Source organism: Chryseobacterium sp. C39-AII1 (genome assembly GCF_039672645.1).
In the GTDB taxonomy this organism is placed as follows: Bacteria; Bacteroidota; Bacteroidia; order Flavobacteriales; family Weeksellaceae; genus Chryseobacterium.
Window position 1 is genome coordinate 342,945 of sequence record NZ_JBDFPQ010000004.1, and the last position, 13,825, is coordinate 356,769.

Sequence of the window (13,825 nt, forward strand, 5' to 3'; positions counted from 1 at the left end):
TTAAAAACGAACTTTCAGACAACAAAAAAGCCTGTAAAATTTACAGGCTTTCATTATATTTTTTGAAATTTATCTTATTTCTTTTTACTTTTTTCTCCTTTCCAAGTTCCGGTTCTGATCGGAGTAGGAATTGAATTTCTCCAGTTTCCGTTTCCGTTTTTATCTTTTCTGTTCAGAGTTCCTTTAAATTCGCCATCTTCAGGAGTTCCTACAACAGCATTCAAATCACCAGAATCAGAAAGACGACCAGAGATGTAATAATTTTCCTGATTGTCTTCAGAATGCATTGTTCCCGTTACTTTTCCGTCGCTGGCAACAACTATATTCCAAGTTCCTTTATCTGCTCCTTCGTATGTTCCGGACCAAGTTCCAATGTAATCATAAATCGTATCATCATCCGTACTACATCCCACAAACAAAAGTGTTGTAAATAAAAGTAAAAAAAGTTTCTTCATAGTCTTTTAATAATAGTTTTATGAAATCTATTCAATCTCGTGGAGAATACGGGATTCGAACCCGTGACCTTTTGACTGCCAGTCAAACGCGCTAGCCAACTGCGCCAATCCCCCGTCTTGCTCTTCTCATTCAAAAGCCGTACAAAAGTAAGTATTTAAACCACATATACAAATAGTTTATTAAATTTTATTTAATAAGATATGTAATTTGCTATATAATAATCAGTTTTTGTGATGTTTTTAAGACAAATAAAAAAACGTATGCTAATAAATAACATACGTTTCCAAGAAAAATATCTAGTAATGATTATTTCCAGCCACCTCCAAGAGCCTGATAAAGCTCAACAGCAGCCTTCATTTTACTATATTCTGCATTTGAAATATTCAATTCTGCGTTTAATGAATTTACACTTGCATTCAATACTTCAAGATAGTTTGCCATACCGTAGTTAACCAATTCCTGAGAAAAGTCAACTGATTTTTTGTAAGCATCCAGTTCTTTTTGCTTTAAATCGATATACTGATCCTGCACCGAAAAAACTCTGATCGCATCCGACACTTCTTTTCCAGCGGTAAGCACTGTTTTTCTGAAATTCAGATAAGCCGTTTCTTTGTTCGCCAAACTTACATCGTAATTGGTCTGAATTGCTCTTTTATTCAAAATCGGTTGTGCCAAACCAGCGACTACCGTTGCAAATAAAGAGTTTACACTGAACAAATGATCAATATCTACCGATTGGAAACCACCGCTTCCGGTAAGCTTTAACGTTGGATAAAACTGAGCTTTTGCTGAATTTGTTAATTCAAAAGCATTCATCAGACTAAATTCAGCCTGCATTACGTCTGGTCTGTTAGCCAATAATTGAGCCGGATATCCTAATTTAAGATCAATCGGAACTTTTTGGCTCGTTAATGTAGATCTTTCAATCGCGTGAGAAGGCTCTCCCATTAAAAGGCTCATCGTATTTTCCAATAACTGAATCTGTGTATCAATATCAATTAATAAAGATTTAGCATTAAAAACAAGCGCTTCACTTTGCTGAACAGCAACCTCCGTTAATGTTCCGGCTTCTTTTAAAGCTTTTGTTGTTTCTAAATTCTGCTCACGAACTTTAATAGTTTCTGTGATGATCTTTTTCTGCTCGTCATACGTCAACAATTGATAGTATGCAGAAGCAATAGATGCCACCAAATCACTTTTTACCGCTTTATGCGCTGCAACAGTTCCCAGGTAAGTTGCCAACTGAGCTTTTTGCTGAGCTTTCAATTTACCCCAAACATCTGCTTCCCAAGCAAGACTGGCTGTAATATCAAATTGGTTTACATATCTTCTCGACCCGATGATCTGACCAAACTGTGTATTGATTGACTGCGTTTGGAAAGTATAGTTCGGACCAACTGACAATGTCGGCTGATAGGCTGCTTTACTTTGCTTTAAATAAGCTTCCGCCGAATTAATGCTTTGTAACGCAATTCTTATATCTAAATTATTATCTAAAGCTTTGCTGATGTGCCCCTGAAGTATAGGATCTGTGAAAATTTCTTTCCAGGAAACATTCGCGACGTTTGTGCTGTCGGAAGGAAGCATATCTGTACGAAAAAGCTTTTCGTCTACCACATTTTTCGGCCTTTCATATTCTTTTCTTGCCATACAAGATGATACGGCAGCAAGAATAGCGACTGAAAAAGTTATTCCTTTTATGATGTTTAATAAACTCTTCATTATGTAAGGTTTAAAGTTTATTGTTTAAGGTTTTTAGTTTCGAGTCATGTAACTTTAAACTAAAAACCTTAAACGAACTTAATTTTATTCTGCTAAATTGATTTCTTCGTGCTTGATAGGTTTCACTTTCTCCTGCAAGGTCTGGAAAATAACGAACAATACCGGAATTACGAAAAGTCCTAAAATAGTACCTATCAACAACCCGATGGCCGCACCCGTTGCAATTGATCTGTTACCAACCGCACCAATTCCGCTTGCTAAAACCAATGGTAATAAACCAAAGATGAAGGCAAATGACGTCATCAGGATCGGTCTTAATCTCGCTTTTGCGGCATTAATGGCAGCCATAACGATAGTTTCGCCATGATTCCTTCTCTGAACCGCAAATTCGATGATCAAAATCGCATTCTTCGCGAGCAACCCGACCAACATGATCAATGCAATCTGGAAGTAAATATTGTTTTCCAAGCCCATCACTTTTTGCCCAAAGTACGCTCCCATTACCCCAAGAGGAAGAGAAATTACCACTACCAAAGGAAGAATATAACTTTCATACTGAGCCGAAAGGATGAAATACACGAAAATTAAACTTAATCCGAAGATCAAAACGGTTTGAGAACCTGAGTTTAATTCCTCTCTCGTTAATCCTGTAAACTCTACATCATAATTCTGATTCAAGCTTTCCTTAGCCACTTGCTGTACTGCAGCAATTGCATCTCCGGAACTATATCCTCCAGAGTTTGAACCTGTAATCTTCACAGAAGTAAACAAGTTGTAACGGCTTACGGACTGTGGTCCGTATGCTTTTTTCATCGTCACGAACTGTGAAATCGGAGACATCACGCCTGAACCTGTTTTCACATACAATTCATTAAGATTTTCAATGTTCTGTCTGTTTTCAGGAAGTGCCTGAACCATTACTCTAAACTGCTTACCATACTTGGTAAAGTCAGCGGTATAAATACCTCCAATATATCCCTGCATGGTTGATAAGATATCACTTACCGAAACTCCTACTTTTTTCGCAAGAGGAACGTTTACCTGCATTTCATACTGAGGATATTTTGTGTTGAATGAAGTCTGCGCGAATTCAATCTCCGGTCTCTGCATTAGCTTTCCGATGAATTCGTTGGTCGTATTATCTAAATCTGCATATTCACCACCTGCTTTATCCAATAATACCATCTCAAAACCGGCACTGTTACCAAACCCTGGTACACTCGGCGGCTGGAAGAATACAATTTTAGCATCAGGAACTTTACCCGAAATACCAAATAATTTTTTCGTGATATCTTCAGAAGTCTGTCCGTCTTTTTTACGGTCTTCAAATGGTGCTAATTTAATGAAAGCTAAACCATTATTACTACCATTTCCGGATAAGAAACCTCTACCTGTAGAAATCGTTACGTTCTGAACACCCGGTACTTTCATAGCATTCGCCTGAAGTGTTTTCAAAGCGTTGTATGTTCTTTCCATAGAAGCTCCCGGAGGCAACTGAACATCGGTAAAGATGATCCCTCTATCTTCCGTTGGTACGAAACCTTTCTTCATGGTTGTACTCGCCCAATATAAAATTCCACCTGTAACAGCGAAGATAAGTAACGTTACCCATTTATGTCTCAACAAGAATACAAATCCTCTTCCGTAACGATCTGTTGTTGTTTTAAAAGCAATATTGAACTTATAGAAAAACTTCTGAAGGAAATTTAAATTTTTATATTCTGCATGATGAGCATCGTGTGGCTTTAAGAATAATGAACATAAAACCGGACTCAAGGTCAAGGCGTTTATCGCAGAAATTACGATTGCTACAATTAGTGTAATACCGAACTGCTGATAGAAAACCCCTGTTGGCCCAGTGATAAACGTTACCGGAACGAATACCGATGCCATTACCAAGGTGATTGAAATAATCGCTCCTGTGATCTCGTCCATCGCTGCTACCGTAGCCTTTTTAGCATCCGGAATACCGTGCTCCATCTTGGCGTGAACGGCTTCCACGACGACAATCGCATCATCCACCACAATACCAATTGCGAGTACTAACGCAAATAACGTTAATAAGTTTAATGAGTATCCAAATAAATTCAGGAAGAAGAACGCTCCTACAATAGAAACCGGAACCGCAATAGCCGGAATTAATGTAGATCTAAAGTCCTGAAGGAAGATATACACCACGATGAATACCAAAATAAATGCTTCAATCAAGGTATGGATTACCTTTTCAATAGATGCATCCAAGAACTCGTTAGTATCGAAGTTGTATGTATATTTAATTCCCTGAGGGAAGCTTCCTTCCGCTGATTTCAGATACGTTTTAATATTAGCAATAATTTCCTGAGCATTAGATCCCGGTGTCTGGAAGATCCCCATACTGATCGATGGATAGTTTCCGTTTTCCCCGATTCCTGTATAAGACTGACCTGCCAATTCTACTTTGGCAACGTCTTTCAACATCAGGTTTTGTCCGTCTGCAAGAGATTTAATGATGATATTATCGTATTGCTCTTTATCGTTGAATTTACCAACATATTTAATGATATATTCGAAAGAGCTACCACTGTTTTGTCCGATAGAACCAGCTGCAGCTTCTCTACTCTGCTCGTTGATGGCATTAGTAACATCGGTAGGAGTTACACTGTAAGCCGCCATTTTAGCAGGATCTAGCCAAATTCTCATTGAGTAGTTTTTACCTCCGAAAACGTTGGCATCACCTACCCCATTAATTCTTTTAAGATTTGGAATAACATTGATATTCAAAAAGTTCTGAAGATACACATCATCAAGATCTTTATTTTCAGAATAGAAAGACATATACATCAAGGCACTCGTCTGCTGTTTCTGAGTAACAACCCCCGAACGCGTAACCTCACTTGGAAGAAGCGGAGTTGCTCTCGATACACGGTTTTGTACGTTTACCGCAGCAATATCCGGGTCTATACCTTGTTTAAAGAATACCTGAATCTGTGCAGAACCATCATTTCCCGCCGTAGAAGTAATATAATCCATACCTTCCACCCCGTTGATCTGCTCTTCCAAAGGTACTACCACACTTTTCATTACAGTCTCGGCATTGGCTCCGGTGTAGGTTGTACTTACACTTACCGTAGGCGGCGCAATGTCCGGATACTGGGTAACCGGCAGCGAGATCAGTCCTAGCACCCCGAGAATCACAATCAAGATTGAGATTACGGTGGATAAGACCGGTCTGTTTATAAAATTTTTAATCATCTTAGAATTTCGGTTTTATAGATTGAACAAGGCTATCCATTTTCACAGGCTTCGGCTTCACGGCAGTTCCGGATTTTAATCCTCCGATTCCTGCAGCCACAATCATTTCGCCTTTGTTTACCCCTGTTTTAATTAAAGCCATATTGTCGATTCTGTCGATTACATTCACCACAACATTTTTAGCAGTATCTTTTTCCACTTTATAAACGTAAACGATCCCTTGTTGCTCGTAAGTAGCACTTTCAGGAACCACCAAAACATTGTCGTACGTTTGAGGGAATCTGATCGTTCCGCTATTACCGTTACTTAATAATTTTTGTGCATTGGTAAATCCAACTCTGAACTGAATGGTACCTGTTGTAGGGTCAATTTGCCCTGTAATTGCTTCAATTCTACCTTTTTCAGGATAAAGGCTTCCGTTTGCCAACTGTAACTCAACCATCGGAAGGTTTTTGATCTTTTCAGGCATTGATGCTCCCGGAGATTTTTCAAGGAAATCAAAATATTCTTTTTCATTCATTGCAAAATACGCGTAGATCTGAGAAGTATCCGAAACTGTAGTTAAAGCAGTCTGATCTGTTGGACCAACCAAACTTCCCACTTTTAAAGGAAGTCTGCCCACCACTCCGGAAATAGGCGCGCGAATAATTGAATATTCGATGTTTGCTTCTACTCCTTTGTAATTGGCAACCGCCTGACTTTTAGAAGCTTGAGCTTGTTTTAACTGAGCCTGAGCCTGAGCTAAATTTGCCTGAGCCGTCTGCAACTGAACATTACTAATGATATTTTTCTGAACTAGTGGTTTCAGTTTATTAACTTCCACATTCGCCGCACTTACAGCTGCCTGAGCTGCTGCAATGGTAGATTCAGCTGCACCGATTCCCGCTTTGGAAGCGGCTGCGCTCTCATTCAGAATATTTGTTTCAAGACGGAATAACGGCTGTCCTTTGGTAACGTACTGCCCTTCATCTACTAAAACCTGAGTGATATATCCCTGTATTTTCGCGCGAACATCATTGTTTACCCTACCTTGAATGGTCGCCGGAAACGTCTGATAGCCCACTATATTTTTTGCCTCCACATTTACAACAGGATATGGTTTTGCGCCATCCTGTTTTGGAGCTTCTTTGTTGCAGGCTGTAAGTGAAAGCGCTGCAATAGAAAGTATAACTAGCTTGTTGTTCATTTTATAGTTTATTAAGAGATTCTTGAATATTTATTATGTTTTTATTTAAAAGTGCCTTATAAGCTTCAATTCTTTCATTGTATTCTTCGTCCTGATTTTTTTTAAAATTGTTGAGGTCATCCAGTAGTTTTAATTCGTCTTGCATCTTTTGAACTATTTTTTCAAATCTTATCTTCTTATATTCATCGTTGAGGAAAAAATACCTTTTCCGTTCGTCCATCTTGTTGTGATCTACAATTAATTCTGCATTTAATAGCAGTGAAATACTTGTAGAAACAGAACTTTTACTCGCAGAAAGTACTTCTACAAATTCATCAAACGTAATCCCAACCCGTTCGTGATCGAACAGCAAATAGGCATATATTTTTGATGCTAAAGGAGGAATGTTGAAAATGGCGCCATAAAATCTTACGGCATCCTGAAAAATTTTTTCATCAATCTCTATACTATTATGCATTGTATATAAAATTTGAACAAATGTAGAAATTAGTTCTGAACCAAACGAACAAACTCAATAGAGTTTATAAATATAGGATCTTTTAAAAATTCAATGAAAGTAGATTTAACTTTTTCATCCAATAATAATCTTCTCATATGCCTTTCTCATTCCACCGGCGAGAAAAACCTCTCCGCAATAAGAATATCCTTTACTTTCAAGGATTTTAAGCATCGCTACATTATCGAAATTGGTATCTACTTTTACACTTTGGATGTCATGTGATCTTGTAAAATCTTCGATATGATCAAATAATTTTTTAACTAATCCTTGCCCTGCGAACTTTTCATCAACCGCCACACGATGTACCACGACAAATTCTCCGTCGCTCAGCCAAGCCCCTTCAATTGAGCTATAAGCAGGTTCATCATTCAAAATTAAAGCAACATAAACCGCTACTTCCCCATCCACCGTCATCACATATCCGAAACCTTTTTCGATGTCGCTTTCCACGGTTCCAAGATTAGGATAACCTTGTTGCCACTGCGTACTTCCGTCTAATCTTCTTCTTTCGATGGCCTGTTGCAGAATATCCCAAATAATGTTTCTGTCTTCAATTTCTGCCTTTCTTAGTTTAATTTCTTGCTCCATGTTTATAATAAATTGAAATATTTAAAAGTGTAGTTTATAAAGTTTTTTATGTTAAAAAGCTCATGGACACTATATTCATTGATAGTTTTTATGAGCATAAGTTAAAACAGAATCTCTGTTCATATCAGATAATGATTATTTAAACCCTGAATATTAGCCATTTAATTAAAAATAAATTCATTAAATTTTGTTTACATAAAGATCAATACAAAGATCGTTCAGCTTTAATCCTTAGAAATTGGTGCATTATTTCTATACATTACCTTCAGAATAATCATCACAATCAGCATCGTAAGCATCAGAATATTGGTAACCCAAAGCGGTTTTGCATCTTTCATCAAACCGTAAATTACCCAAAGTATGGCATTCAGTGTAAGAAAAAATAAGGTCACCATAGAAAGGTCGTGTCCCGATTTGGTCTTCCACAATTTAATCACCTGCGGTAAAAATGATATTGATGAAATTAACGCTCCTGAGTATCCAATGATTTGTTCTATCATAATTAATATTTTAAGAATTAACTTTAAAGATATTAAAAATAAAACAAAGCTTAAACGTTAAACCTTTTGTTTTAATATAATTTTAAAGGCTTATTCTAAGTTTAAAATATTTTTCGATTTCTCTCAATATATTATTTAGTTAAAATGTGCACTATTCAAACCTGTTAGGTTTATTTATTATGATTCCTTTACCTTTTAATTATGGCTGAAAAACATTTCGACTTCGCTCAATGTGACATCTCTAATACTAAGTGAAATCTGAGTTTAATCAATAAGAACACTCATTAAACCAAAAAAAACCGAAAACTAATTAAAATTAATTTTCGGTTCGAAGTAGTAAAATTTAAAATTATGAAATTGTTTTTTATTGATTTTCACTTTGTTGAAGATAGCCATCGATTACCTCGAATGCCTTCTTCTCATCTTCCAATTTTACCATTACTTTCAACGATGTAGCTGTGGGCGTCGTCGTAAAAGTAAGATAACTGTTCTCGATCGCATTTTTAATCTGCGCATCGTCTAATTTGGATTTGATAAGCTGTATTTCTGCTTGTTTGTCACTTTCAAAAACTGATACTCTTGTACTTCTTTCCATATTCTTTTCCGTTTGAGTATCTAAATATATGACGTTTTTTTGAAAATTACAAATTATCAGTTTTAAATTTTATTAATATTATTTTCAATTTTATCTAAAGCCAACTTGATTTCTTCCTTCGTAACATTCAGATGCGGACGGAAACGAAGTGACTGATCTCCACATGGTAAGATGATTAAACCATCATTCCAAAGTACTTCTCTTAAAGTATTTCTCTGTTCTGCTGTTGGCAAATCTATCGCACACATTAGCCCTCTTCCTCTTGCATTTGAAATTTTCTCAGGATATTTTTCTGCTAATAATTTAAGCTCTCCCAACAGATAATCACCAACCACTCTTGCATTTTCTACCAAATTTTCTTTTTCAATAACCTCCATCGTCAATTGGAAACGAAGCATATCAATAAAATTACCTCCAAACGTAGAATTGATCCTAGAACTTTCTCTGAACACATTGTCCGAAACTTCATCAAACTTTTCTTTATTCGCCAAAACACCGCAAACCTGCGCCTTTTTACCAAAAGAAATAATATCCGGCTTTGCCGTAAAATGCTGGAAAGCCCACATTTTTCCTGTGATTCCGATTCCTGTTTGCACTTCATCAAAAATCAACAGAATATCATTATCATCACAAATTCTTCTCAAGCCCAGTAAAAACTCATCTCTGAAATGGTTGTCGCCACCTTCAGCCTGAATAGGCTCAATGATGATACACGCCACTTTATCAGGATTCATCAAAATTGCTTCTTCAATCTGAATTAAAGCCAATCTTTCGTTCTTAATAGTTTCTTCTAAATTCTCCTCCGTAATCGGGAACGTTAATTTAGGATTTAAAATTCTTGGCCATTCAAACATCGGGAAATACTGATACTTTCTTGGATCTGAAGTATTTGTTAAGCTTAAAGTATAACCACTTCTTCCGTGAAATGCCTGTCTGAAATGGATGCAAATTCCAGCTTCTGTATCAAGACCTTTCGCAAAATTCTTGCGTGTTTTCCAGTCGAAACAAGCTTTCATCGCGTTTTCAACGCCCAATGTTCCACCTTCAATGAAAAAAGCATACTGCAGTTCTTCAGGAATTACCACCCTTTCGAAAACTTCTAAAAAGTGTGCATATTCCTCAGAATAAACATCTGCCAACGTCGGTTTATTTACCGCCATTTTTCCCAACCAAGCCGATTTTTCGACCAAATAAGGATGGTTATACCCTACAGATGCCGATGCGAACATCGAAAACATATCTAGGTATTCTCTGTTGGTCAGTTTGTCATAAAGCCATGATCCGTGAGATTTTTCAATATCCATTACAAAATCAAAACCATCTGCCAACACGTGCTTGCCAATTGTTTCTTTCACTTTATTTGCCTGTATATCAATTATTGTTTGTTCCATATTGTTTTAAAATTTAGTGATGAAAGAATTCAGAGATTTAGAAATTAGTGATTGGTAATTTCTGAATATCTAAATCTCTGAATTTTTGAATTGTTTAAACTTAAAGTAAATTCTTACAAATCAAATTTAATCCCTTGTGCTAAAGGAAGATTAGTCGTGTAATTTATAGTATTGGTTTGACGTCTCATATAGTATTTCCAAACGTCTGATCCAGATTCTCTTCCGCCTCCGGTTTCTTTTTCTCCACCGAAAGCACCGCCGATTTCTGCACCGGAAGTTCCGATATTTACGTTGGCAATTCCGCAGTCTGAACCTGCGTGAGAAAGGAATAATTCTGCTTCTCTCAAATTTTGCGTCATGATTGCAGACGATAAACCTTGTGGCACATCGTTCTGAATCGCGATGGCTTCGTCTAAAGTTTTGTATTTAATTAAATATAAGATCGGGGCAAAAGTCTCGTGTTGAACGATCTCATAAGTATTCTTCACCTCAGCAATACACGGTTTTACATAGCAACCGGATTCGTAGCCTTTTCCTTTCAACACTTCACCTTCAACAATGAATTTAGCGCCTTCTTTTTTACCTTTTTTAATCGCTTCCTGATACATATTTACCGCATCGGTATCGATAAGGGGACCTACGTGATTGGTTTCATCCAAAGGATTTCCGATCTTTAATTGTCCGTAAGCTTTTACCAATCTGTTTTTTACTTCATCGTAAACGCTTTCGTGAATAATCAGCCTTCTTGTAGATGTACACCTTTGTCCAGCTGTTCCTACAGCTCCGAAAACGGCACCGATGATCGACATATTAATGTCTGCATCTTTAGAAATAATAATAGCGTTGTTTCCTCCCAATTCAAGAATCGATTTCCCAAATCTCTGAGCCACATTGGTAGAAACCATTCTTCCCACTCTTGTAGAACCTGTGAAAGAAACCAAAGCCACTCTCTTATCGTCAACTAATTTTTGTCCGATCTCGTGATCTGCCACCAACACACTTGAAATTCCGTCTGAAAGATTATTTTCCTTTAAAACTTCATTCATAATATTTTGACAAGCAATCGCACAGAACGGAGTTTTTTCAGACGGTTTCCAGATCGTTACGTTACCACAGATCCAAGCTAATGCTGTATTCCAAGCCCAAACTGCTACCGGAAAGTTGAATGCCGTAATGATTCCTACAATTCCCAGTGGATGATACTGCTCGTACATTCTGTGTCCAGGTCTTTCGGAGTGCATCGTGTAGCCGTGAAGCTGTCTTGAAACTCCCACCGCAAAGTCGCAGATATCGATCATTTCCTGAACTTCACCTAAACCTTCCTGCAAAGATTTACCCATTTCATAAGAAACAAGTTTTCCTAAATCGTCCTTATATTGTCTTAATTTCTGACCAAGTTGTCTTACAATTTCCCCTCTTTTAGGAGCCGGAATGAGTCTGAACTCTTTAAAAGCCTTTTCAGCAGTTTCGATCACTTTATCATAATCTGATGCTCCGGAAGTCTTTATTTTAGCAATTAAATTTCCATCTACAGGAGAATAGCTTTCTATTGTCTTTCCTGATGCAAAATATTTTCCGCCTACTGAAGTTCCTTTATTTTCATCTTTAATTCCTAGATTTTTGAGTGTTTTCTCGATTCCAAAATCCTTTACTTTTTTAGACATAAATATTACTTTTCGTTTCGCCTAAAGTTAAAAATATTATGCGAACCGCAAAATTTTAATTTTTTTAACGTGTTTTTTATTTGGACTAATTATAAACATGCTTATCTTTGTAGGGTAATCATTTGAATTTCAGAAATGGAAAATAATAAGACGATCAACGAGCCGGCTACAGAGGAAAAGAAACCATCGAAATGGAAAAGCTTGGTGAAGAAATTTGGAATCGGTGGAATTATATTTTTTACCGTAAAAGGAATTATTTCTTCTACTCTTATTTATTTTCTTGGAAAAAATGCGTGGAGCGTGATTGCAGGCTATTTTACAGGAATATTTGATTAATTTAATTGAGATAAAAAAACACAGAAAGCAGAGATTTTTTCTCTGCTTTTTTATTTTGAAGGTCTTCTCTTCCACTTCATTCAGACTGATAATGCTAATTTTATCTGTAAATATCTAAATTGTCGAAATTTTCAACAATAGATATAAAAGATTACTCTTTCTTTTTCCTTCCCGAATTCGTTAAACTTTGATGCAGCAAATACTCAATCTGCCCGTTTACACTTCGGAATTCATCATTAGCCCATTTCTCCAAAAGCTTGTATGTGGACTCATCGATCCTTAAGACGAAAGATTTTTTGCCTTTGTTTTCTGATGGATTCTGAGCTTTTTCTGATTTCATTTTTTTTACTTTTCTGATTTCTTGCTTTATGTCTTTTGTTTTTTAACCCAAAGGGCGCAAATATTTTTTTTAATTTGCTGTGAATATTTTTGTTCGCAAAGGCGTTTCACTCAGCAAATGATAATTATGAGGCCTTCGAGAGCCTCAGCCTGACAAATCTAATCCTAATTGAAACTCTTTGCTTTAAACTTTATAAAGCAAAATTTAATTATTAATTCTTCATTATTAATTATAAAGCGTTCCCGCATTCAAAATTGGAGTTGCGGCTTTTTCGCCACAAAGAACGACCATTAAATTGCTTACCATTGCTGCTTTTCTTTCATCATCCAACTCAACGATATTATCTTCTGAAAGTTTTTTCAAGGCTAAATCTACCATGCCAACTGCGCCTTCCACAATTTTAGTTCTTGCTGCCACAATCGCTGTTGCCTGCTGTCTTTGAAGCATCGCTCCGGCAATTTCGGAAGCATACGCCAAATGTGTAATTCGGGCTTCCTGAATCACAATTCCTGCAGGAGCTAATCTTTCGAGCAATTCACCTTCTAAAATTTTATTTACCTGATCACCACCGTCTCTCAAAGTAATATCTGCATGTTCATCTTCCAGATTATCATAAGGAAAGCTTACCGCCAAATGTCGCACCGCTGCTTCACTTTGCATTCTCACATAATCAGAGTATCTTTCCACTTCGTATGCCGCTTTATAGGTATCTCCCACTTTCCAAACCAATACCGCCGCAATCTCAATTGGATTTCCCATTTTATCGTTCACTTTCAAAGTTTGTCCTTGAAGGTTTTCTGAACGCAAACTGATTTTTTGAGAAGAATACAAAGGATTAATAAAGAACAATCCGTTCTCTTTTACTGTGCCCACATACTTTCCGAAAAAGTTCAAAACTCTTGAGTGATTAGGCTGAATAATCATCAATCCTTTCAATAAAAAGCATGATAGAAGAAAACAGATCAAAGCCACACCGACCAGCAAAATATTGGTTTCAACAGCCGTAATAAAAAGGTAAGCCGCTACAATAAATAAGCCTAAACAAATGACCAATGTAAGGTAACCTGAAATTGGTTTTAAGACTTTTTCCATAAATATGATTTTTTAAATTTGATATTATTTTGATATCATAAAGATATAATTAAGTTTTGAATTCTGCATTATTAGTTTTGAGTTTTTTATTAATTGAGATGCTTCGACTTCGCTCCTTTAGATTTGCAAAAGAAAAAAATAGATAACTTTAGAAAAAGAGAAAGCATTTAATTAAACTAAGACACGCTCTGAATAAAATTCATATGCTGATAAAGAATTAAATGC

Annotated in this window: 13 protein-coding genes and 1 tRNA gene; 1 reads left to right on the forward strand and 13 read right to left on the reverse strand. The window is 36.5% G+C overall.

What is annotated here, in order from left to right; translation table 11 throughout:
* Window positions 1–74: 74 nt before the first annotated feature.
* The 11 genes from ABEG63_RS09650 to ABEG63_RS09700 form a co-directional block, all read right to left on the reverse strand.
* On the reverse strand, window positions 75–455 hold the full coding sequence (locus tag ABEG63_RS09650; protein WP_267406306.1) for a hypothetical protein: 381 nt from the start codon (window positions 453–455) through the stop codon (window positions 75–77).
* Window positions 456–495: 40 nt separating this feature from the next.
* Window positions 496–569: transfer RNA gene (locus ABEG63_RS09655), tRNA-Ala, on the reverse strand.
* Between the two features lie 193 nt (window positions 570–762).
* Complete coding sequence (locus ABEG63_RS09660; RefSeq protein ID WP_346584339.1) at window positions 763–2,178, reverse strand: efflux transporter outer membrane subunit; 1,416 nt, start codon at window positions 2,176–2,178, stop codon at window positions 763–765.
* Window positions 2,179–2,262: 84 nt separating this feature from the next.
* Window positions 2,263–5,409 (reverse strand): efflux RND transporter permease subunit, encoded by a 3,147-nt coding sequence (locus ABEG63_RS09665; protein WP_346584341.1) that lies wholly within the window; start codon window positions 5,407–5,409, stop codon window positions 2,263–2,265.
* Between the two features lies 1 nt (window position 5,410).
* Window positions 5,411–6,595: an efflux RND transporter periplasmic adaptor subunit gene (locus tag ABEG63_RS09670; RefSeq protein ID WP_267406302.1), complete on the reverse strand. Its 1,185-nt coding sequence runs from the start codon at window positions 6,593–6,595 to the stop codon at window positions 5,411–5,413.
* Between the two features lies 1 nt (window position 6,596).
* Window positions 6,597–7,052, reverse strand: coding sequence for a transcriptional regulator (locus ABEG63_RS09675; RefSeq protein WP_267406300.1), 456 nt, complete (start codon window positions 7,050–7,052; stop codon window positions 6,597–6,599).
* Between the two features lie 114 nt (window positions 7,053–7,166).
* Entirely contained in the window at window positions 7,167–7,682 is a 516-nt protein-coding gene (locus ABEG63_RS09680) for a GNAT family N-acetyltransferase (protein WP_346584344.1), read from the reverse strand.
* A 224-nt stretch (window positions 7,683–7,906) separates the two neighbouring features.
* On the reverse strand, window positions 7,907–8,182 hold the full coding sequence (locus ABEG63_RS09685) for a SemiSWEET family transporter (protein WP_346584346.1): 276 nt from the start codon (window positions 8,180–8,182) through the stop codon (window positions 7,907–7,909).
* Window positions 8,183–8,546: 364 nt separating this feature from the next.
* Window positions 8,547–8,777 carry a DUF2007 domain-containing protein gene (locus ABEG63_RS09690; protein ID WP_267406297.1) on the reverse strand — a complete coding sequence of 77 codons (231 nt, stop codon included), beginning with the start codon at window positions 8,775–8,777 and terminating at the stop codon, window positions 8,547–8,549.
* A gap of 62 nt (window positions 8,778–8,839) precedes the next feature.
* Window positions 8,840–10,168, reverse strand: coding sequence for an L-lysine 6-transaminase (lat, locus tag ABEG63_RS09695; protein ID WP_346584348.1), 1,329 nt, complete (start codon window positions 10,166–10,168; stop codon window positions 8,840–8,842).
* A gap of 113 nt (window positions 10,169–10,281) precedes the next feature.
* Window positions 10,282–11,832, reverse strand: a complete 1,551-nt coding sequence (locus tag ABEG63_RS09700) for an aldehyde dehydrogenase family protein (RefSeq protein WP_346584350.1) — start codon at window positions 11,830–11,832, stop codon at window positions 10,282–10,284.
* Window positions 11,833–11,967: 135 nt separating this feature from the next.
* Between ABEG63_RS09700 and ABEG63_RS09705 the strand changes: the two genes are divergently transcribed.
* A complete protein-coding gene (locus ABEG63_RS09705) occupies window positions 11,968–12,168 on the forward strand; it encodes a hypothetical protein (RefSeq protein WP_267406294.1) in 201 nt (66 codons plus the stop codon).
* Between the two features lie 151 nt (window positions 12,169–12,319).
* Here the strand turns inward: ABEG63_RS09705 and ABEG63_RS09710 are convergent, their stop codons facing one another.
* Together ABEG63_RS09710 and ABEG63_RS09715 are read right to left on the reverse strand one after the other, a co-directional pair.
* A complete protein-coding gene (locus ABEG63_RS09710; RefSeq protein WP_055986973.1) occupies window positions 12,320–12,508 on the reverse strand; it encodes a hypothetical protein in 189 nt (62 codons plus the stop codon).
* A gap of 225 nt (window positions 12,509–12,733) precedes the next feature.
* The gene (locus tag ABEG63_RS09715) at window positions 12,734–13,600 is read right to left on the reverse strand and encodes an SPFH domain-containing protein (RefSeq protein ID WP_346584353.1); all 867 of its coding nucleotides are present in this window, start codon (window positions 13,598–13,600) and stop codon (window positions 12,734–12,736) included.
* Between the last annotated feature and the right edge of the window lie 225 nt (window positions 13,601–13,825).

Excerpts from the sequence above, each read along its gene's own strand:
- ABEG63_RS09700 (WP_346584350.1), bottom strand. The coding sequence starts at position 11,832 with ATGTCTAAAAAAGTAAAGGATTTTGGAATCGAGAAAACACTCAAAAAT.
- ABEG63_RS09675 (WP_267406300.1), bottom strand. The coding sequence starts at position 7,052 with ATGCATAATAGTATAGAGATTGATGAAAAAATTTTTCAGGATGCCGTA.
- ABEG63_RS09685 (WP_346584346.1), bottom strand. The coding sequence starts at position 8,182 with ATGATAGAACAAATCATTGGATACTCAGGAGCGTTAATTTCATCAATA.
- ABEG63_RS09680 (WP_346584344.1), bottom strand. The coding sequence starts at position 7,682 with ATGGAGCAAGAAATTAAACTAAGAAAGGCAGAAATTGAAGACAGAAAC.
- ABEG63_RS09665 (WP_346584341.1), bottom strand. The coding sequence starts at position 5,409 with ATGATTAAAAATTTTATAAACAGACCGGTCTTATCCACCGTAATCTCA.
- ABEG63_RS09705 (WP_267406294.1), top strand. The coding sequence starts at position 11,968 with ATGGAAAATAATAAGACGATCAACGAGCCGGCTACAGAGGAAAAGAAA.
- lat (WP_346584348.1), bottom strand. The coding sequence starts at position 10,168 with ATGGAACAAACAATAATTGATATACAGGCAAATAAAGTGAAAGAAACA.
- ABEG63_RS09650 (WP_267406306.1), bottom strand. The coding sequence starts at position 455 with ATGAAGAAACTTTTTTTACTTTTATTTACAACACTTTTGTTTGTGGGA.
- ABEG63_RS09660 (WP_346584339.1), bottom strand. The coding sequence starts at position 2,178 with ATGAAGAGTTTATTAAACATCATAAAAGGAATAACTTTTTCAGTCGCT.
- ABEG63_RS09715 (WP_346584353.1), bottom strand. The coding sequence starts at position 13,600 with ATGGAAAAAGTCTTAAAACCAATTTCAGGTTACCTTACATTGGTCATT.
- ABEG63_RS09670 (WP_267406302.1), bottom strand. The coding sequence starts at position 6,595 with ATGAACAACAAGCTAGTTATACTTTCTATTGCAGCGCTTTCACTTACA.
- ABEG63_RS09710 (WP_055986973.1), bottom strand. The coding sequence starts at position 12,508 with ATGAAATCAGAAAAAGCTCAGAATCCATCAGAAAACAAAGGCAAAAAA.
- ABEG63_RS09690 (WP_267406297.1), bottom strand. The coding sequence starts at position 8,777 with ATGGAAAGAAGTACAAGAGTATCAGTTTTTGAAAGTGACAAACAAGCA.